The sequence below is a fragment of the Streptomyces sp. AM 4-1-1 genome (genome assembly GCF_029167625.1).
GTDB lineage: Bacteria > Actinomycetota > Actinomycetes > Streptomycetales > Streptomycetaceae > Streptomyces.
Genome location: NZ_CP119145.1, coordinates 5,111,354 through 5,131,252 on the forward strand (window position 1 = coordinate 5,111,354; position 19,899 = coordinate 5,131,252).

The following is a 19,899-nucleotide window of genomic DNA, read 5'->3' on the forward strand; positions in this document are numbered from 1 at the left end:
CGAACGAGTGTGACTTTGGATGTTTGCTTGACTTGGACAAAGTCCATTGTAGGATCGGACACGGAAAACGCCAAGGGAACAGGATTCGCAGGGATGACGCAGGAGGCGCACGTGACGCAGGGACCGCTGACCACGGAGGCCGGAGCCCCGGTCGCCGACAACCAGAACAGTCAGACCGCGGGCGCCGGCGGTCCGGTGCTGGTCCAGGACCAGTCGCTGATGGAGAAGCTGGCCCACTTCAACCGCGAGCGCATTCCGGAGCGCGTCGTCCACGCCCGTGGCGCCGGTGCGTACGGCACGTTCACGCTGACGCGTGACGTCTCCCGGTGGACCCGGGCGAAGTTCCTCTCCGAGGTCGGCAAGCAGACCGAGACCTTCCTGCGCTTCTCCACCGTCGCGGGCAACCTCGGCTCCGCCGACGCGGTGCGCGACCCCCGGGGCTTCGCGCTGAAGTTCTACACCGAGGACGGCAACTACGACCTCGTCGGGAACAACACCCCGGTGTTCTTCATCAAGGACGCCATCAAGTTCCCGGACTTCATCCACACCCAGAAGCGCGACCCGTACACCGGCTCGCAGGAGGCGGACAACGTCTGGGACTTCTGGGGCCTCTCGCCCGAGTCCACCCACCAGGTCACCTGGCTCTTCGGTGACCGGGGCATTCCGGCGACGCTGCGTCACATGAACGGGTACGGCTCGCACACGTACCAGTGGAACAATGAGGCCGGCGAGGTCTTCTGGGTCAAGTACCACTTCAAGACCGACCAGGGCGTCAAGAACCTCACCACGGACGAGGCCAACCGCCTCTCCGGTGTCGACCCGGACAGTCACCAGCGCGATCTGCGCGAGTCCATCGAGCGCGGCGACTTCCCGTCCTGGACCGTGCAGGTGCAGATCATGCCGGCGGCCGAGGCGGCGACGTACCGCTTCAACCCGTTCGACCTCACCAAGGTGTGGCCGCACGCGGACTACCCGCCGATCGAGATCGGCAAGCTGGAGCTGAACCGCAACCCGGAGAACATCTTCGCCGAGGTCGAGCAGTCCATCTTCAGCCCCGCGCACTTCGTGCCCGGCATCGGCCCGTCCCCCGACCGGATGCTCCAGGGCCGCCTCTTCGCCTACGGAGACGCCCACCGCTACCGCGTCGGGATCAACGCCGACCACCTGCCGGTGAACCGCCCGCACGCCGCGGAGGCGCGGACGAACAGCCGTGACGGCTACCTCTACGACGGCCGTCACAAGGGTACGAAGAACTACGAGCCGAACAGCTTCGGCGGGCCGGTCCAGACCGGCCGCCCGCTGTGGGAGCCCACCCCGGTCACCGGGGACGCGGGTCTCCACGAGGCGCCCCGGCATGCCGAGGACGACGACTTCGTGCAGGCGGGGGACCTCTACCGGCTGCTGTCGGAGGACGAGAAGAGCCGTCTGGTCGACAACCTCGCGCAGTTCATCTCGAAGGTCTCGCGGGACGACATCGCCGAGCGCGCGGTCAACAACTTCCGTCAGGCGGACGCCGACTTCGGCAAGCGGCTGGACGCCGCGGTCCAGGCCCTGCGCGGCTGACCCGGACGCTTGTCGTGGCCCGGTGGGCCGGCTTCCCGCGGGGGAGCCGGCCCACCGGTCGTGTCAGGGCCCGGTGCCTCAGCCCACCAGCGCGGCGGGCCGCCGCCCGGCCCGCGACCAGCAGCGGATGATGTCGCGGACGGACACGACGCCCACGGGCCCGTGCTCGTCCAGCACGATCAGATGGCGGAACCCGCCCTGGGTCATGACCGTCGCGGCCTCCTCCAGCGTCCAGGACGGCAGGGCGAAGAGGACGTCGTCGGTGGTGTGGCAGGCCACGGTCTCGGTGTCGGGATTCAGCCCCGCGCCCACCGCGTCGAGGATGTCGCGCTCGGTGAGGATGCCGAGCCCGCTGGTGTCCGGATCGAGGACGACCGCCGAGCCGATCCGCCGGGCCGACATCAGCCGGGCCGCCTGCCGGAGGGTATGGGCCGGGCCGATGGTGAGGACCACGGTGCTCATGGCGTCACGGACCAACATGAGGGAGCCACCTCCTTCGTGAAGCGGCCGCACGTGCCGATTCACAAGTTCACAAGTGGGAGATCCCCAGAGTGGCATCCGGGCGTGGAGCCAACAAGGGGCGAGGCCCGTCGAGTGGAGTGCGCCACGGGAAGAAGGGGCGTACGCATACGTATGACATACGCCCCGCACGCCCTCCCGGGCCGACCGCCCGTCAGTACCGCTGGAACTGATGATCGAGTCAGGTGACCTGCGGCGGGGCGCTCGAACCCCCTTCTGACCTGCGGTCGAGCGGTCAGCGTTGGTGGACGTTGGTGATCGCTGGCCACCCTTTGACGGCCCACAGGCGGCCCGGCCGTGGGGCACTGCTTGTGGCTTGTCGCTTGTCTTGTCGCTTGTCGGAACCCAGGTCAAACGGGGTTTCCGTACCGCGGAGGGCGCGAGTGACGTCGTTCGCGACAAGCGACAAGACAAGCGACAAGCGCGCAGGAAAGAGCTGTGAGGACGGCCTGACGGCCGACGACCTTCGGCGCACCACTGCCCGATGGGGTATCGGCCGTCCTGGCGAGGTGGAGGCCGGTGGCCGGTCGGGGACGGCCTTCCAAGGGGGAACGCGGCCGGGTGCCCATGCCGCATCGCCTTTGGAAGGCATCCTCAACTTTGTGCCCGGCGAGTTCGCCCCACGACATGACCGCCCCAGGACTCGCGCTGCCGGCGGACCTCTCCGGACGGACGCCCCTTCGTCGGCCACGCCGGGAGCTCCCAGAGCTATTCGGCGTCTGCGGCAAGGTGATGGGGCAGGCGGACACCGGACGCCTCGCGCCTTGCTCTGACCCACACAGCCCTCACGCGGTGACCCACACACGCCGTGTGCGTCACACAGCCGCGTGTAGGTCACTGACCTGCATGTGTGGGGCGTGTGACTCACACAATCCGCCGCCGAAAGAGGCCCGGAAACCGGAGCGGAACCGGCTCTCGGCCTTCCCGTGAGCCGTGTGACCCCACACCCCACACAGACCCACACAGCGGCGCTCCCGGGGAAGAGACCACCCCGCCGCCGAGCCGTGGTCTCTTCCCTCCCGCACGTGGGTGCCACCCTGAGGGAAGGCGGCTACGTGGGAGCGCGGGGCGTCTGGGGTGGAAGGTCGACACGCGCGCCTGGGGCAGGCACGTGGTGGCCACCGACAGCGTGGTCACCGCTGGCCGTACGAAGTCCTCAACGCGGTGGACCCGATCCCCCTCCCACGTGGCTCTGTGACCTCCTCACCACGTGGCCAGCAAGAAGAGCACGCCCCCGCCCCGGCCTAGAGGCCCCCCCTGAAATGCCGCCCACAGCCATCCAGAAGCGGCAGAAGGCATCGGTGCTTGAGGACATCCGGCCCCCGCCTCTCTCGGACGGCTCGCCGAGGCATTTCAGCGCGGTGCGGAGGTGTTCCGCTTGACTTTCACTACACCTCTTACTAGAGAGTTGAGAGGAAATAGCGTCCGCAGCGTCCGCGACCTGTCAGACGCACCCTCTGACCTGGTCTTTCTCTGCGGACGCTAAACAAAATGTATAGCGTCCGCCAGCGTCCGCAGCGTCCGCAAGCCCCCGACCGCCAAGAGCATCACCGCAGGTCAAGACGGCTCTTAAGGAGAGGCATTGCGGACGCTGACCTCTCCATCGGGGCACGCGTCTCACCCGTTGCGAGGATTCCGTTTCGCACGCACAAGCAAGAGGAGCACCCGCGCCGCGCCACGATGTCGCGGCCGGACGGCGCATCTCGCGCGCTCGCGTAGCGAGCTGCCCAAGGTCGTGCGGCTTGCCGCTCGCTCTTTCGCCCTTCCTGGCGACCACTGCGCCGATGTGTAACGAGCGACGCCCCCCGCCGATGGTGAGAGCAGTTAGCTACTCTGGTGTGCACCAGTCAACGAGCGGGGAGCGTGCTGCGGAAATGCTGGAAACCAAGACGGCTCGGGTGGAACGCACAATCCGCGAATGGATGGGGAGCGGCAAGCTGGCACCGGGCGCCAAGCTGCCGTCCGAGCGAGCCCTGGTGGAGGAGCTCGGAATCGGGCGCACGGCGTTGAGGCAGGTACTCGCGCGGCTCGTCGCTGAGGGCGTACTGGAAGTGCGCAACCGAAGTTCGTACCGTGTTCCGGCTCCAGATGGCGAGCAAACGCACGGGGGCGCGACGACGTCAGGCGAACTGGAACCCTGGCTGATCCACGGAAGCCGTCCGGTCTATAACAACCGCTGGGTCAAGCTGGAGTTGGTCGATGTCGAGCCTCCCAGCGTCCCACGCTTTGAGCACCACGTGGTACGACTCCAGCATGTCGCGATCACGGCTGTGCTGGATGACCGGGACCGGGTCCTGATGCTGTGGCGATACCGCTTCGTCCCCGACCGGTGGGGATGGGAGCTCCCGGGAGGCATCGTGGATACGGGAGAAGACGCCAGCACGTGTGCCCGGCGAGAGGTCGAGGAAGAGACCGGCTGGCGGCCCGCGAATCTTGAGCACGTCGTCACGTATCAGCCCATGGTCGGCATGGTCGACTCGCCTCACGAGATCTTCGTGGGAACCGGTGCTGAGCACGTTGGCGACCCGACCGACGTGGAGGAAGCCGGGCGGGTGGAGTGGGTACCTCTCGCGGATATCCCTGACCTGATGGCCGGGGGGCAGCTCATGGGCTCTGGCACGCTCGTGGCCCTCCTGCATGTCCTGGCCACACGCCGGGGAGCGGCTACAACCTCTGCGTGAGCTGATCAATCCGACGGCGTTGCCGCACCGATCCGGTGCGGCTCGCCAGACGTCGTGCGTTGCGCAGTTGCTCCTGCGCCTGGTCGTACTCCCCACGAGCAAGGTGTGCCTGCGCCAGGTCGCAACGCAGACCGGACTCAGCACGGATGAACGTCGAATCCATGGTGTCGAGGGCTGCATAGAGGCTGCTCACGGCATCGTCATCACCGAGCAGGGCCAAGGCGTTTCCGCGCCACCGCGTCAGATGTGCGCCGTTCAGGAAGATGCTGAGCATGTCCGGGTCTCGGACGTCTTCACCTGGTGGCAGCACAGCCGCAGCCTTGGTTAGGGCCCGTCGGCAGTCGTCGGGGAGTCCGGCCTTCGCGCACAACTCCGCCTCGGCCGCGTGCAGCCACGCCTGGAGTCGTGGGGACGTTCGGCTACCCCCGGAGTGCTGAGCCTCCCGTACGAGGGCAACCGCCGTTTCTGGGCGGCCCGCGTCGCACAGCACGTAGGCCTGTTCTGCCATGGCGTGGGCGAGGTACATGGGCTCCCCTGCCTCCTGCGCGGCCCGCTTGGCGAGTTCATAGTTCCGCCAGGCTCGATCGACAGCACCGGCGTCCAGAGCCTGCCAAGCGGCGAGGGTGGCGGCGGCGGCCAGAGCCCGTGCAATCGGCCGGCGCGTCTCGGAAAGGACCGCGAAGGTGAGTGCTTCTTCGAGTCTGGCCAGGTGACCCGTCATCTGATCCACAAGTCCAGCGGCGCCCATTTGGCGATCCATCGTCCGCAACAACTCGGTTTGATCCGTGAACGTCTTCACCATGCTGAGGCCGACGTCTCGGGCCGAGTCGATGCGACCGATCAGGTCGTCGTATCCGTCCACTAGGGACACCACATCGGACTCGCCAGGCCCCAGCAACTCGGCATCTGTAAGACCCAGGAGTGGCCGCAGGATGGCCGCGAACCGCGCCGAGAGGCGACGCCTGCCGTTCTCCCACTCCGAGACGTAGACACGCAGGCTGGCCGTCGTCGGTACGTCGAGCACATGCTCTCGGGCGTAGCGCTCGATCTCGCGCACCAGCCGTTCCTGCGACCAGCCGCGCGCGGCCCTCGCATCTTTCAGCCCTGCGCTCATCCGCAACACCCCAAGCCGATGTCCTGACGGCATCCTCACTCTCAGCATGCACCAATCTCGCAGGTGGCAGGGGGTTAACACTCGGATTATTAAGGGCTGTTGGCTACCGCCACCCGCCGGGCCGGGCTTTCCTCAAAGCATGCAGAGCGGAGCGGATCTCAAGATTGTGATCCAGTCGCCTTGCATCTGGTGCGCACCAGATGCAAACTGTTGGTGCGCACCAGATTGGAACGCGAAAGCGGGTCATGAGGGCTTACGCCGCATGACCCGCATCACCGGGGAGCGGCTCCCTACCGCCAAGCAGTCAGCCGCTCCCCTAACCCGCGAAGGGGTACATCCATCATGCCTGGAACTGTCGCGAAGCGTAGGAGTCGGAGCTCAGGAACTGCCACGGGCAGCGGCCCGGGGGGTCGACGCTTAGAGAGCGGTGAGATCGTCCCGCTGACGGGCGAGCAGTCCGATCGGCTTGCCGTGCTGTTCGATGCCTACGGGGACCGTTTGGTGCGGTTCGCCTACTCCCGGCTGTGCGGTACCCGGATGGGAAACGGCGAGGCGTGGGCGCTGGCTGAGGATGTCGTTCAGTCCATGTGGGTGCGGGTGGCCCGCAGTGGAGCGTCCGACGTGCTGGGTCACCCGGAGTGGTCCGAGACGGAGACCCGCAAGGTCCTGTTCGTCCGGGTGAAGCGCGAGATTGCGGAGCACTTCGCGCTGATGCGGTCCTCCGAGACGGTGGTGGACTGGACGGAGCCCGCCACGTGCAACGCGCTGTGCCCGCTGCTGCCCAACCAGTGCGCCTGGGTCGACCTGCCCGACTACCTGGCCAGGATGGTGGCCGCGCTTCCGGAGCGAGAGCGGGAAGCGCTGCTGCTGAAGCTGGACGGCACGCCCCACAAGGTGATGGGCGAGCGTCTGGGGTGCAGCGAGTCCACCGCTGACCGGCTCGCGAAGACGGCGATCCTGCTCCTGCAGATCGACAACCCTGAGCTGTCCTGCTCCCCGGTGGCCATGGAGTCGCTGCCGGAATGGGAGCAACGCGCGCTGGCGGCACAGAGCGCGGCGCAGCGGGAAGTTCTCCTGCGGCTGGACGGCGTGGCCCGGGGTGCGCTTCTGCTGAACGGAGAGGTGCCCACGCGGGAGATCGCCAAGAGGCTGGGGGTCAGCCGGGAGCGAGTGAGGGGGGCGACCGTGTGCGCCCCTGTGCTGCGCGCTCTGGATGCCGAGGACATGGAGCGGGCGGCATGAGGAACGGTCACCCGCTCAACTCTGCGCGCCGACGGCAGCGCAAGGAACAACTCGCCCGCCGGGACGGTCAGCGGTGCGCCTACTGCGCGCTGCCGTTCGTCTCGCTGCGGGAGGCGACCCTCGATCACGTCGTGCCGGTGTCCGCGCTGCGGACGTGGTCGGTAGGCGCGCTCGTGCTCGCCTGCCGACCGTGCAACCAGGCCAAGGGGGACCGGCTCCCGCTGTCGATGGCGCTGTTGATCGTCTGGACGTACGGGCCTGACCTGCGTGACGAGACGCGTCACACCCCCCGTCACACCGCGCCGACCGACGGCACGTTCACGGTCGACCGGTCGGTGTTCACCGACACCGACGAGTCGAGTCGACCGGGCTCGATCCGGCTCGGTCCGGGGGAGGTGAGCTGGCTGCTGCTGGCCCGGCTCGTTCACGCCCGTACGGCCGGTGAACGGTCGACCCCTGACCAGACAAAACATCGCAAAGCGGCTCGTCGTGCGGTGCGGGTCGGTCGACTCGAACACGCCCGGCGGACCGCCCGACTGAACACGTGTGAACAGTCGGGCGATCGAGGGGTGAGCGCATGAACACCGACATCCAGCACGTGAACGGTCACCCCCGACCGATCGACCCCGCCAACCCGACCTGGCCGCCGCCCGTGAACATCGATCGGCCCGGCGTGAACACCGGCCGCCCGACCGTGAACACTCGCCGGTCGGGCGGGAAGTCCGGTGACGACGGGGGCAAGAAGCCGTCGGCCGCGACCCGCTTGGTCTCGTTGGCGCGGGAGCGGTACACGTTCGTCATGTCGACCGACGCCCGCCCCTACGCGGTCGCCATCGACGGCCCGAACCTCGCGCTCCCGCTGCGGGGGAAGGCTGGGGTGCGGCAGCGTCTGGCCCGCCTGTACGCCGACACGTTCGACGGGGACGTTGCCTCGCAGTCGGCCCTTGCGGACGCCATGACGGTGCTGGAGGGGATCGCGGAGGACAACGACCCCGTACCCGTGCATCTGCGGGTCGGCTCCACCCCGGACGGGCGGGTCGTGGTCGATCTCGGCACCGCCGACGGACGCGCGGTGGTGGTATCCGCCGGCCGCTGGGAAGTGGTGGACCGAGCCCCGGTTCTCTTCCGCCGCTCCGGAGCCATGGCACCCATGCCCGTGCCCGTCCGCACCCCGGACGGCCTGGCCCGCTTTCACTCCATGCTGAACATGGACGAGAGCGCGTTCCGTCAGATGGCCGCGTGGATGGCGGCGGCTTGGCTGCCCGACATCCCCCACCCGATCCTGACGTGCAAGGGCGAACAGGGCACCGGCAAGTCCATGACGGCCCAGATGGCCATCAACCTCATCGACCCGTCCCCGGCCGCCAGGCGCAGCCAACCGCGCGACGAGAAAGCATGGTCCCGGCAGGCGTTCACCTCGTGGGCGCTCTGCCTGGACAACATCAGCACCATCCCCCGGTGGCTGTCGGACACCCTGTGCAAGGCCGTCACCGGTGACGGGGTCGTAGACCGGGCTCTGTTCACCGATGACGACGTGGTGGTGCTCTCCTTCCGCAGGGTGCTGGCCATGACGACCATCGACGCGGGAGCTCTCGCGGGGGATCTGGCCGAACGGGTCCTGATGGTGGAACTGCAACTCATCGACGGCAACCGGCGCCGCTCGGAGGAAGAACTCGACGCCGCGTTCGCGGACGCACGCCCCGCGGTTCTCGGTGCGCTACTGGATCTGCTGGCCGGGGTACTGGAAGTGCTGCCCTCGGTACGGCTGGACTCCATGCCGCGCATGGCCGACTTCGCCCGCGTCCTGTCCGCCGTCGACCAGGTCACCGGATGGCAGACCCTCCCGGACTACCTGGCCGCGTCCTCGAACGTCGCCAGCGACGCCCTGGAAGGTGACCCCTTCGGCTCCGCTGTGGCCGCCCTGGTGGAGCAGGCCGGGACATGGACCGGCACCGCCGCGCAGCTCCTCGAACAGCTGCAACCGCCCGGCGGTGTGCGGCCGTTGGACTGGCCCAAGGACGCCACCCGCGCGGGCGGGAAGGTCAAGCGCCTGGCCCCGCTCCTGCGATCCATCGGGATCACCGTGGACGACACGCAACGTAGTCGGGACCGGACTCGGCACAAGCTCCTCATCCTCACCCGGACCGACCCGGAGGACACGTCAGCGTCCGCACTCTCCGAGCCCGATCAAGCCTCTCTCTGGCTGGAGGAACCTCCGCCGGACCTGGACGACTTGCCGCCTGAACTGTACTGACACGACCGGAACCGTTCCGGGCCGGGCCGCCGCACAGCGGCCCGGACGCGTCACCCGCTGCGGACGCTGACGCCGTCCAGCGTCCGCAGCGTCCGCATCAGCGTCCGCACCCCACACCCCCATTCACCTGCATAAACGCGAGAGCGCGGACGCTGGAACGCTGCGGACGCTGAATTGCACCATCTCTCTAGGACGGCACCCCGGTACACCCTCCGCGAACCGCACCCCGGACACGAGGAGTCACCACCACTATGGCCACCGACCCCCGCGCGACCCTCCGCGCCGGACTCCCGGACCGCTACCTCACCCCCGAAGACCTGGCCGCGCTGCTGTCCGTCCCGATCGAGACCGTCTACCACTGGCGCAAGCGCCGCACCGGACCGCCCGGCTTCCGCATCGGCCGGCACATCCGCTACGACCCCGCCGCAGTCCGCGACTGGATCACCGAGCAAGCCACCCGCGACGCAGCCTGACCCGCCTCCCGCAGGGCGGGAGGTAGAGCCCTCCCCCTCTACCACCGGCCCCGTGAGCCCCCGTGGAACAGCCGCCGTCGGACCCCGTCACCGGGGCCGGTGGTAGCGGGGGCCCTTTACCCCGGTAGAGGGGCAGGTAGGGGCCTCCCACCTGCGAGGTAAGGGCGGTAAAGGGGGTGCCAGCGCCCTGCCCGGCACCCCCGCAGAACCGGGGGAAGTGCACCCTCACCGCGCGGGGAGGCACCCCCGGAGCCCACCCCGAAACCGGCCTCAGCAGCCACCCGGACCCCCTGTCCCTGCCTCCCCGCCGAACCGCACAAGCCAGGGAGGCATTCTCCTCCGGGCCAGGGAGGCAGGGAGAACTCCCTACCCGCCTCCCTGGCCCAACCTCCACGACCTGACCTGCAACAACAACCGCTCAGGGAGGCAGGGAGGCGGACCCGGAACACCCCGGGAAAAGCGGTTCTCGACACCCCCTGTCTCCCTCCCTGAACCAACACCACTGAGAGGAGTCAGTCCCATGGCTGGCCACATCCAAGACCGCTGGTACAAGACCGAGACCACAGACGGCAAGACCACCCGCGTCAAGACCTACCGCCACGGCTCGGGCCTTCGCTACCGGGCCCGCTACGTCGGGCCGGACGGTACGGAGAAGTCCAAGAGCTTTCCGGACGGGCAGAAGCGACTTGCCGAGAAGTGGCTGTCCGGCATCGAGGCAGACATGACGCGCGGGCAGTACATCGACCCTCGGGCCGGTCGGCTCACCGTGCGGCAGCACGCCGAACGGTGGTTGGCTTCCCTCACGATGGACCCCAGCACGTTCGTGAGCACGGAGACACGCATCCGTCTCCACGCCCTGCCGCATCTGGGTAGCCGCTCACTCGACACGCTGAGGCCAATCCATATCCGTGAGTGGCTGAGGAAGCTCGAAGACGGGGGATTGGCCCCCGCCTATCAACGGGTCATCTTCGCGAACCTCAACGCGATGCTGGCGGCGGCTGTCGACGATCGCCTGATCCCGCACAACCCGTGCCGTTCATCGTCAGTGAAAGCACCCAAGCCGGAATCTCGTCGGATCGTGCCGTGGACCTCTGAGCGTGTGCTCGCCGTTCGCTCTGCACTCCCGAAGCGGTACCGGGCCATGGTGGACTTGGCTGGCGGGTGCGGCATGCGACAGGGAGAAGTGCTCGGCCTGGCCGTCAACGATGTGGACTTTGCCGAAGGAGTCGTTCACGTCGTCCGGCAGGTCAAGCTCATTGCTGCGAAGCAAGTGTTCGCGCTTCCCAAGGGAGGCAAGTCGCGTACGGTCCCCCTCCCGGAGAGCGTTGCTCGCGCCCTTGAGGCCCATATCGCGCAGCAGCCGCCCTTGGCTGTGACATTGCCGTGGCGGTTGGTCGACGGCCGACCGGTCACGTCGTCTCTCCTCTTCCCCAACACTCAGGGGCGCGCGGTAAATCGCTTTGTCTTCAACGAGAAGGCGTGGCATCCGGCACTCGATAAGGCGAGTGTCCCGCGCGGCAGGGAGAACGGCATGCACGCGCTGAGGCACTTCTACGCGTCCGTTCTGCTGGATGCGGGGGAGAGCATCAAGGCGTTGTCGGAGTACCTGGGGCACCATGATCCCGGTTTCACACTGCGGACGTACACGCACCTCATGCCGAGCAGCGAGAAGCGCACCCGTGAGGCGGTGAACCGCGCGTTCGAGGCGCGCCCGGAGGCCGATGACGGCCCCAGGACGGCCCAAGAGGGTTGAGGACGGAGGAGATGCCCAGGTCAAACCGCAAGTGGCCTCAGTACCGCTGGTTCAGATACCCCAGCAGCTCGCCGTGGAGCAGCCCGTTGGACGCCGCCGCGTTGCCGCCTCCCGGACCCGGTACCCCGTCCAGGCCGGTGAAGACACCGCCCGCCTCCTGGACGATGATCGCGTTCGCCGCCATGTCCCACAACGACAGCTCGGGCTCAGCGCAGATGTCCACCGAGCCCTCGGCGACCATCATGTACGGCCAGAAGTCGCCGTAACCACGTGTGCGCCAGCACGCCCGGGTCAGATCGAGGAAGCCGTCGAGCCGGCCCTGTTCCTCCCAGCCGCTCAGCGAGGCGTACGCGAACGACGCGTCGGAGATCTGCTCGACCTTCGACACCCTCAGCGGCGTCGCGGACGTCAGGCTGCGGCCGGAGTACGCGCCGCCGCCCTTCGCAGCCCACCAGCGGCGGCCCAGCGCGGGCGCCGAGACCACGCCGACCACCGGCTGGAAGCCGTGCTCGCCGGCCTCCATCAGCGAGATCAGCGTTGCCCAGACCGGCACCCCGCGCACGTAGTTCTTCGTGCCGTCGATCGGGTCGATCACCCAGCGCCTGGGCCCGGTCCCCTCCACGCCGAACTCCTCGCCCAGGATCGCGTCCCGGGGCCTGGCGCGGTGGAGATGACCCCGGATCAGTTCTTCGGCGGCCTTGTCGGCCTCGCTCACCGGCGTCATGTCCGGCTTGGTCTCGACCTTGAGGTCCAGGGCCTTGAACCGGTCCATCGTCGTCGCGTCGGCGGCGTCCGCCAGCACATGGGCGAGGCGGAGATCATCGTGGTAGTCGGACATGGCGTCACAGTATCGACCCGCGCGCCGTACGGGCCACGTCACCCCTGACCCGTTCGAACACCACGAGACGGTGAACCGGCGCCCGCCGCGCCCGCCTCAGTGCGCGGAACCGGAGATCTGGAGTCCGATCACACCGATGATCACCAGCGAGATCGAGACCAGCTTGAGGACGGACACCACGTCGTCGAGGAAGACCATCCCGTAGATCGCGGTGCCCGCCGCGCCGATGCCGGTCCACACCGCGTACGCGGGCCCGACGTCGAGCCGCTTCAGCGAAAGCGTCAGCAGACCGAAACTGCCCAGTGCGAAGGCACAGAAAGCGACGGTCGGCCAGAGCCGGGTGAAGCCGTGCGAGAGCTTCAGACAGACCGCGAAACCGGTCTCCAGAAGTCCTGCCACCACGACCAGCAGCCACGCCATCGTCAGTGCCCTCCCCGCGTAGGTGACCGCTCCGTACCGTTCGACTCATCCGTACACGATCATTCCATCGCGTACCGCTCGGTGCGATTATGCACGCGGCGCCGACGGGAGTTCGCACAGGTGCCCCGGTCAGTCCCCCTCGCGTCGCTCCCGGGTCGAGAACAGCCGCCGCAGCGAGTCGAGCCGCGCCGGATCGGCGTGCCCCTGCGCCACCCAGGCGTCGAGAGCGCACTCCGGCGCGTTCTCCTCATGCGTGCAGCCGCGCGGGCAGTTCTCCGTGCCCGGCCGCAGATCGGGGAACGCGTTGATGACCCGGGACGGATCGACGTGGTGCAGACCGAACGAGCGCACGCCCGGGGTGTCGACCACCCAGCCCCGGCCGTCCGGCAACGGCAGCGCCAGCGCCGACGTCGTGGTGTGCCGGCCGCGCCCGGTGACCGCGTTGACCACACCGGTCGTCCGCCGTCTGTCCTTCGGGACCAGGGCGTTGACCAGTGTGGTCTTGCCGACCCCGGAGTGCCCGACGAAGGCCGTGACCCGGTCGTTCAGCTGCTCCCTGACCCGGTCCGCCGCGTCACCGCTCGCCAGCTCGTCGCGGTTGGTGACGATGTACGGGACGCCCAGCGGCGTGTACGCCTCCAGGAGCTTGTCCGGCGAGGCCAGGTCGGACTTGGTGAGGACCAGCAGGGGGGTCAGCCCGCCGTCGTACGCGGCGACGAGACAGCGGTCGATCATGCGCGGACGCGGTTCGGGGTCGGCGAGCGCGGTGACGATGGCCAGCTGGTCGGCGTTGGCGACGACCACCCGCTCGTACGGATCGTCGTCGTCGGCCGTCCTGCGCAGCACCGAGCGGCGCTCGCCGATGCGGACGATCCGGGCCAGGGTGTCCTTGTCGCCCGAGAGGTCGCCGACGATGGAGACGGTGTCGCCGACCACGGCGGCCTTCCGGCCCAGCTCGCGGGCCTTCATGGCCATCACCGTACGGCCCTCGACGAGGCAGGTGAGCCGTCCCCGGTCGACGGTGAGGACCATGCCCTCCTCGGCGTCCTCGTGCTTGGGGCGGATATGGGTACGGGGGCGGTTGCCCTTGCGGTTCGGGCGGACGCGGATGTCGTCCTCGTCGGGGTTCTTGCCGTAGCGGCGCATGTTCTCAGGCCCCGAGCATTCCGGTCCACATCCGCGGGAAGTCGGGCAGGGTCTTGGCGGTCGTCGCCACGTTCTCGATCTCCACTCCCGGTACGGCGAGGCCGATGATCGAGCCGGCGGTCGCCATCCGGTGGTCGTCGTAGGTATGGAAGGTACCGCCGTGCAGCGGCCGTGGCCGGATGCGCAGGCCGTCCGCGGTCTCGGTGACGTCGCCGCCGAGCCCGTTGATCTCCTTGGTGAGCGCCGCCAGCCGGTCCGTCTCGTGGAGCCGCAGATGGGCGACCCCGCGCAGGGTGGACGGGGAGTCGGCGAGCGCGGCGACCGCCGCGATGCCCGGGGTCAGCTCGCCGACCTCGCTCAGATCGATGTCGATGCCGTGGATACGGCCCGAGCCGGTGAACACCAGCCCCCGGTCGGACAGCTCGCAGCCGCCGCCCATCGCGGTGAAGATCTCCCGCAGTGCGTCACCGGGCTGGGTGGTGCGTTCGGGCCAGTCGGGGACGGTGACCCGCCCACCGGTGACCAGCGCGGCGGCGAGGAACGGCTGCGCGTTGGAGAGATCTGGCTCGACCGTCAGATCGCGGCCCAGCAGCGCCGAGGGGGAGACCCGCCAGGTGTTCGGTTCACCGCCGGACTCCGGCTCGTCCACCTGCGCGCCGACCGCCCGCAGCATGCCGACGGTCATCCTGATGTGCGGCATGGAGGGGAGCGCGGAGCCGGTGTGACGTACTTCCACGCCCTGGTTGAACCGTGGTGCGGACAGCAGCAGCGCCGAGACGAACTGGGACGAGGACGAGGCGTCGATCTTCACCGTGCCACCGTCCAGCGCGCCGCTCCCGTGCACGGTCAGCGGCAGCGAGCCCCGCCCCTCGTCGTCGATCCGGGCGCCGAGCGCCCGCAGCGCGTCGATCACACCGGTCAGCGGGCGCTCGTACGAACGGGGGTCGCCGTCGAAGTGGACCGCTCCCTCGGCGAGGGTGGCGACCGGCGGCAGGAAGCGCATGACCGTACCGGCGTTGCCGACGTCGACGTGCGCCGCGCCGTGCAGTCCGGCCGGGATGATCCGCCAGACCTCGCCGGAACCGTCCGGCCCCACGCCTTCCTCGATGCCGACACCCATCGCACGCAGCGCCTCGGCCATCAGCAGAGTGTCGCGGGAGCGCAGCGGACGGCGCAGCCTGCCCGGTTCCGAGGAGAGCGCGGCGAGGATCAGGGCGCGGTTGGTGACCGATTTGGAGCCGGGCACGGTGACGGTCGCGTCGACGGCGCCACTCGCGTGGGGGGCGGGCCAGAGGGCGGGGTGCACGGAACGTTCGGTCATGCCCCTTACTTTAACGGCGTCGCTCACGACGGGGAGCGGGCTCCCTACGCCCCGCGACCCCCTCGGCGCGCGGCGCCTCGGCCGTGCCCCGTCGCCTCACAGACCGAGCAGCCAGCGTCCGCCGCCGATCAGCGAGCAGAGCGAGACGGCGTGGAAGAGGAACAGCCACAGCGCGGCCGGCGCGTGGGTGAGCCGGGCCAGCTGATCCGCGTCCGAGTCGGGCGCGCCCCCGTGCCGCCGCTTCGACTGGAGCTCGAACACCGGACGCACCCCGCCCAGCAGCAGGAACCACACCACGGCGTACCCGAACCCCGACTGCACGTCCGGCGAGGTCAGCCAGGACACCAGCAGGAAGAGCGCGCCGGTCGCGACGACCGTCAGCGCCCCGTACGCGTTCCGGATCATCACCAGCATCGCCACGAGCAGGACGGTCGCCAGCCAGAGCAACAGCGTGATCCGGCCGTTCGTCAGCAGCCAGGCGCCGCCGAGCCCCAGCAGGGACGGCGCGGTGTAACCGGCCGCAGCGGTCAGGACCATGCCGATTCCGGTGGGCCTGCCACGGCTCACGGTCAGACCGCTGGTGTCGGAGTGCAGCCGGATACCGTCCAGCCGCCGCCCGCTGACCAGGGCGATCAGTCCGTGGCCGCCCTCATGGGCGATGGTGACGGCGTTGCGGGAGAGCCGCCATATGACGTTCGGCGCGACGGCGAGGAGCGCGGCGACGGCCGTGACCACCACGATCCACTGCTCGGGCGCGGGCTGGGTGCCGCAGAGGCGATCCCACAGATCGCCCAGTTCGGTGCTGTCCATGGTGCGGGCGGCTCCTTGCCTTCGGGGTGGTGGGTCGTGGCAGTCTGGCACTCATGTGCGGACGGTATGCGGCGAGTCGCCGGCCCGAGGATCTGACCGGGATCTTCGGGATAGAGAAGTGGGAACCGGCGGAGACCCTCGCGCCCGACTGGAACGTGGCGCCGACCAAGGAGGTCCACGCCGTCCTGGAGCGTCCTGTGAAGGACGCCGGTGACGGGCGACCGGTTCGCCAGCTACGGGTGCTGAAGTGGGGACTCGTACCGTCCTGGGCGAAGTCCCCGGAGGGCGCCGCCCGCATGATCAACGCCCGCGCCGAGACCGTCCACGAGAAGCCGTCCTTCCGGCGTCCCTTCGTCTCGCACCGCTGCGTCCTGCCCGCGGACGGGTACTACGAGTGGGTCACCGGGGCGGCGGAGCGCGAGCTGGAGGTCGAGGGGCGCAGGAAGCGGCCGCGTAAACAGCCGTACTTCGTGACACCCGCCGACGGATCGGTGTTCGCGATGGCCGGTCTGTACGAGTTCTGGCGGGACCGGACCCTGCCGGCCGACCATCCGCGGGCCTGGTGGGCGACCTGCTCCGTGATCACCACCGAGGCGGAGACCACGCCGCTCGCCGTGGCCCCGGCCGAGGGACCGGCCACGCTCGCCGACATCCATCCCCGGATGCCGCTGATGCTGACCCCGGACCGCTGGGACGCCTGGCTGGACCCCTCGCGCACCGACGTCGAGGAACTGCGGGCGCTGCTCACCCCGCCGCCCGCGGGCCTGATGCGGGCCTACCCGGTGCCCACCGCCGTGAGCAACGTCCGCAACAACGGGCCGGAACTGCTGACGGAGCTGGCCGCGCCGGAGGAGAGCACGCTCTTCTGACTTCCGCGGGGCTCCGGGCAGGATGGGCGGTGTGACCCGCGAAGAGACACCGCACGACGAGCCCACGCACGAACGGCCCGCACGCCACGAGCCCGCGCACCAGGAGGCCGTGCACACCGACGCCGGTCAGGCCCGGATCACCTGGCTGTCCGCCCGGGACGCCCGGCTGGTCCTCGCCGTCGGCCATGGCGCCGGCGGCGGCATCGAGGCGCGCGACCTCCGAGCCCTGGCCGCCGCGCTGCCCCCGCGCGGAGTGACCGTCGCCCTGGTGGAGCAGCCCTGGCGGGTCGCCGGGAAGAAGGTCGCGCCCGCCCCGAAGACGTTGGACACCGGGTGGCGCGGACTGTGGCCCGCGCTGACGGGACGCGGGCTGCCGGTGGTCGCGGGCGGCCGCAGCGCGGGGGCCCGCGTCGCCTGCCGGACGGCCGCCGAACTGGGCGCCCACGCCGTCCTGGCCCTGAGCTTCCCCCTGCACCCGCCCGGCCGGCCCGAGAGGTCCCGCGCGGACGAACTGCTGGGGGCAGGGGTCCCCACCCTGGTCGTCCAGGGCGGCAACGATCCCTTCGGCCGGCCCGCCGAGTTCCCCGAGGGGGCGTACGAGCTGGTCGAGGTGGCGCACGGCGATCACGGTTTCGCCGTTCCGAAGCGGGCGGGGACCACGGAGACCCGGGCGATGGAGACGCTCACGGACGCGGTCGCCGTCTGGCTGGACCGGCTGGGCTGACGGGCGGCACGGGGTCCGGTCCGGGTCCTGCCGCCCCGACCACCCGGCCGCTCCGTCCCGGCGCCGCCCGAGGTCTCCGCCGTCTCGCCCCCACCGGCCCGGTGCCGGAACTGCGAGCTCCGCCACCCCGCCCCGCACGTCCGGCCGACCCGGCGCCGCCCGCAGGCCCCACCGCGCCCTGGTCCTGACCGGCGTCGACTCGCCCGGCACATACCCACCCCGGCCCACGAGCCCCGCCGATCCGGCCCCGTCCAGGGCCCCGGGAATGTTGAGCGCGGGACCACTGTTGTCGGTGGCATCGGTACGGAACGCGTATGTGGAGAGGGAGTCCGTCGCATGGGTTCGACCATCTGCCCGAGTCGCTCGAACGCCACTGACCTGGAGTGGACGGTGCTGCCCACGGCCAGGACCACTTCCGTCAGGGCCTCGATCGGACCGGATCGACAGCCCGCGCCGGACCAAGGTCGACTATTCTCCGATTCGAGCGGGTCCGGTTTCGGCTCCGCCACATCGTTGGAGGAGGTGGGTCCGGTCACTGGGACCGACACAGGGACCGACGACGGCCGCGCGGAGGAGACGACCGCCGAGCGCAACGCGCGCTTCGAGCGGGACGCCCTCGGATTCCTCGACCAGATGTACTCGGCCGCGCTGCGCATGACGCGCAACCCGGCCGATGCCGAGGACCTGGTCCAGGAGACGTACGCCAAGGCGTACGGCTCCTTCCACCAGTTCCGTGAGGGCACCAACCTCAAGGCGTGGATGTACCGCATCCTCACCAACACCTTCATCAACTCGTACCGCAAGAAGCAGCGTGAACCTCAGCGCAGTGCCGCCGAGGAGATCGAGGACTGGCAGCTGGCACGCGCCGAGTCGCACATGTCGACCGGTCTGCGCTCCGCCGAGTCCCAGGCCCTCGACCACCTGCCGGACTCCGACGTGAAGTCCGCGCTCCAGGCGATCCCCGAGGAGTTCCGCATCGCGGTGTATCTCGCCGATGTGGAGGGCTTTGCCTACAAGGAGATCGCGGACATCATGGGGACACCCATCGGTACGGTGATGTCCCGACTGCACCGGGGCCGCCGCCAGCTGCGCGGCATGCTGGAGGACTACGCCCGCGACCGCGGACTCGTCCCCGCCGGCGTCGGAGAGTCGGACGATAGGAAAGGCTCGGCCTCATGAGCTGCGGAGAGCCGCACGAGACGGATTGCTCAGAGGTTCTCGATCATCTCTACGAGTTCCTCGACCATGAGATGCCCGAGGGCGACAGCACCAAGTTCCAGGTGCACTTCGAGGAGTGCTCACCGTGCCTGGAGAAGTACGGCCTGGAGAAGGCCGTCAAGAAGCTGGTGAAGCGTTGCTGCGGTCATGACGACGTACCGGCCGATCTGCGGTCCAAGGTGATGAGCCGGATCGATCTGATCCGGTCGGGTCAGGCGGTGCCCGACCACGACGTCACGGTCACCGTCGCCGAGGCCGACGTACCGACCTCCGCCAAGGAGTAGCGTCCGGCGCCACGGGCGCCGCCGATCGCCACAAGCGACGTACGACCACGTCGTACGGGCAGGAGGCGTGTTCGCAGCCGCCGACCGGCCGAGTGGGGTCACGCATAGCTCCCACCCCCGGCCGGAAGCCGCCGAACCGGCCGGGGTGGGGCCGTGCAGGGGGGTCCCCGCAGGGTCGGGCGTACAACCGGGCCCCACTCACGAACCGGGGTGCCACGCCCGGCCCGAGGAGACACCCCGGAGGGGCCCCACCCCACCCCGCCACGACACAGCGCCCCGCCCCCGCGACATCGCGGGCACGCCCCCTGCCCGCGTTCACTCCCGCCTCACCCGAACGTGCTAATCGGAAACGTCCGCCCTCCGCCCCTCCGGCGCCCGCCCAACCAGTCAAGGGTTGTCCCGTACTCCCTGGTGGAGCGGCGCGCGTCCACATCCTGACCGTCGCCGGATGCGCTCGTCCTGTGCGCACTGCCCGCGCCGCACCCCGGCGACGATCTGCCCCGAACCGCGTTCGCGCTCCTCACGGCGGTCTGTCCGGTCTGCGAAATTCCCGGCCGCCCGGTCGTCACCTCGTGCCCCGAACAGGACCCGGAGCCGGGCACCGCACCGCTCCCAGGGCGGGAACTCCCGGGCCAACGGCCGTCCACGCAGCCACCCGAACAGTTTTCCG

The 19,899-nt window shown here is 69.5% G+C and carries 19 protein-coding genes; 12 read left to right on the plus strand and 7 right to left on the minus strand.

Going from position 1 to position 19,899, the window contains the following annotated elements; genetic code table 11:
• Positions 1 to 111: 111 nt before the first annotated feature.
• Positions 112 to 1,563: a catalase gene (locus PZB75_RS21800; RefSeq protein ID WP_275536982.1), complete on the plus strand. Its 1,452-nt coding sequence runs from the start codon at positions 112 to 114 to the stop codon at positions 1,561 to 1,563.
• A 78-nt stretch (positions 1,564 to 1,641) separates the two neighbouring features.
• On the opposite strand, the gene PZB75_RS21805 is transcribed toward PZB75_RS21800, so the two are convergent.
• On the minus strand, positions 1,642 to 2,043 hold the full coding sequence (locus PZB75_RS21805) for a CBS domain-containing protein (RefSeq protein WP_275536983.1): 402 nt from the start codon (positions 2,041 to 2,043) through the stop codon (positions 1,642 to 1,644).
• A gap of 898 nt (positions 2,044 to 2,941) precedes the next feature.
• Here PZB75_RS21805 and PZB75_RS32065 point away from each other — a divergent pair.
• On the plus strand, positions 2,942 to 3,280 hold the full coding sequence (locus PZB75_RS32065) for a bifunctional DNA primase/polymerase (RefSeq protein ID WP_343286254.1): 339 nt from the start codon (positions 2,942 to 2,944) through the stop codon (positions 3,278 to 3,280).
• A gap of 679 nt (positions 3,281 to 3,959) precedes the next feature.
• Positions 3,960 to 4,763, plus strand: a complete 804-nt coding sequence (locus PZB75_RS21810; protein ID WP_275538809.1) for an NUDIX domain-containing protein — start codon at positions 3,960 to 3,962, stop codon at positions 4,761 to 4,763.
• Here the strand turns inward: PZB75_RS21810 and PZB75_RS21815 are convergent.
• Positions 4,747 to 5,877, minus strand: coding sequence for an XRE family transcriptional regulator (locus tag PZB75_RS21815; RefSeq protein WP_275536984.1), 1,131 nt, complete (start codon positions 5,875 to 5,877; stop codon positions 4,747 to 4,749). The two genes, PZB75_RS21810 and PZB75_RS21815, sit on opposite strands and share 17 nt — an antisense overlap.
• Before the next feature lie 471 nt (positions 5,878 to 6,348).
• Here PZB75_RS21815 and PZB75_RS21820 point away from each other — a divergent pair, with 471 nt between their 5' ends.
• The 5 genes from PZB75_RS21820 (at position 6,349) to PZB75_RS21840 (ending at position 11,599) form a co-directional block, all read left to right on the plus strand.
• Positions 6,349 to 7,119 (plus strand): sigma-70 family RNA polymerase sigma factor, encoded by a 771-nt coding sequence (locus PZB75_RS21820; RefSeq protein WP_275536985.1) that lies wholly within the window; start codon positions 6,349 to 6,351, stop codon positions 7,117 to 7,119.
• The gene (locus PZB75_RS21825) at positions 7,116 to 7,700 is read left to right on the plus strand and encodes an HNH endonuclease signature motif containing protein (protein ID WP_275536986.1); all 585 of its coding nucleotides are present in this window, start codon (positions 7,116 to 7,118) and stop codon (positions 7,698 to 7,700) included. Before PZB75_RS21820 ends, PZB75_RS21825 begins: the two co-directional genes overlap by 4 nt.
• Positions 7,697 to 9,373 (plus strand): ATP-binding protein, encoded by a 1,677-nt coding sequence (locus PZB75_RS21830; protein WP_275536987.1) that lies wholly within the window; start codon positions 7,697 to 7,699, stop codon positions 9,371 to 9,373. Before PZB75_RS21825 ends, PZB75_RS21830 begins: the two co-directional genes overlap by 4 nt.
• A 251-nt stretch (positions 9,374 to 9,624) precedes the next feature.
• Positions 9,625 to 9,846 (plus strand): helix-turn-helix domain-containing protein, encoded by a 222-nt coding sequence (locus PZB75_RS21835; protein WP_275536988.1) that lies wholly within the window; start codon positions 9,625 to 9,627, stop codon positions 9,844 to 9,846.
• Positions 9,847 to 10,366: 520 nt separating this feature from the next.
• The gene (locus PZB75_RS21840) at positions 10,367 to 11,599 is read left to right on the plus strand and encodes a site-specific integrase (RefSeq protein WP_275536989.1); all 1,233 of its coding nucleotides are present in this window, start codon (positions 10,367 to 10,369) and stop codon (positions 11,597 to 11,599) included.
• Between the two features lie 37 nt (positions 11,600 to 11,636).
• On the opposite strand, the gene hisN is transcribed toward PZB75_RS21840, so the two are convergent.
• From hisN to PZB75_RS21865, 5 genes are all read right to left on the minus strand, one after another.
• Positions 11,637 to 12,437 carry a histidinol-phosphatase gene (gene hisN / locus PZB75_RS21845; protein WP_275536990.1) on the minus strand — a complete coding sequence of 267 codons (801 nt, stop codon included), beginning with the start codon at positions 12,435 to 12,437 and terminating at the stop codon, positions 11,637 to 11,639.
• A gap of 96 nt (positions 12,438 to 12,533) precedes the next feature.
• Positions 12,534 to 12,857 (minus strand): multidrug efflux SMR transporter, encoded by a 324-nt coding sequence (locus PZB75_RS21850; RefSeq protein WP_275536991.1) that lies wholly within the window; start codon positions 12,855 to 12,857, stop codon positions 12,534 to 12,536.
• A gap of 129 nt (positions 12,858 to 12,986) precedes the next feature.
• On the minus strand, positions 12,987 to 14,003 hold the full coding sequence (gene rsgA / locus PZB75_RS21855) for a ribosome small subunit-dependent GTPase A (protein ID WP_275536992.1): 1,017 nt from the start codon (positions 14,001 to 14,003) through the stop codon (positions 12,987 to 12,989).
• 4 nt (positions 14,004 to 14,007) lie between these two features.
• Positions 14,008 to 15,324 carry a 3-phosphoshikimate 1-carboxyvinyltransferase gene (gene aroA, locus PZB75_RS21860; RefSeq protein WP_275536993.1) on the minus strand — a complete coding sequence of 439 codons (1,317 nt, stop codon included), beginning with the start codon at positions 15,322 to 15,324 and terminating at the stop codon, positions 14,008 to 14,010.
• Between the two features lie 96 nt (positions 15,325 to 15,420).
• Positions 15,421 to 16,134 (minus strand): M50 family metallopeptidase, encoded by a 714-nt coding sequence (locus PZB75_RS21865; protein WP_275536994.1) that lies wholly within the window; start codon positions 16,132 to 16,134, stop codon positions 15,421 to 15,423.
• A 53-nt stretch (positions 16,135 to 16,187) separates the two neighbouring features.
• Here PZB75_RS21865 and PZB75_RS21870 point away from each other — a divergent pair, with 53 nt between their 5' ends.
• The 4 genes from PZB75_RS21870 (at position 16,188) to rsrA (ending at position 19,229) form a co-directional block, all read left to right on the plus strand.
• On the plus strand, positions 16,188 to 17,003 hold the full coding sequence (locus tag PZB75_RS21870; protein WP_275536995.1) for an SOS response-associated peptidase: 816 nt from the start codon (positions 16,188 to 16,190) through the stop codon (positions 17,001 to 17,003).
• 109 nt (positions 17,004 to 17,112) lie between these two features.
• Positions 17,113 to 17,727, plus strand: a complete 615-nt coding sequence (locus tag PZB75_RS21875; protein WP_275538810.1) for an alpha/beta family hydrolase — start codon at positions 17,113 to 17,115, stop codon at positions 17,725 to 17,727.
• A 522-nt stretch (positions 17,728 to 18,249) separates the two neighbouring features.
• Positions 18,250 to 18,906: a sigma-70 family RNA polymerase sigma factor gene (locus PZB75_RS21880; protein ID WP_275536996.1), complete on the plus strand. Its 657-nt coding sequence runs from the start codon at positions 18,250 to 18,252 to the stop codon at positions 18,904 to 18,906.
• Positions 18,903 to 19,229 carry a mycothiol system anti-sigma-R factor gene (gene rsrA / locus PZB75_RS21885; RefSeq protein ID WP_275536997.1) on the plus strand — a complete coding sequence of 109 codons (327 nt, stop codon included), beginning with the start codon at positions 18,903 to 18,905 and terminating at the stop codon, positions 19,227 to 19,229. Before PZB75_RS21880 ends, rsrA begins: the two co-directional genes overlap by 4 nt.
• Positions 19,230 to 19,899: the final 670 nt, after the last annotated feature.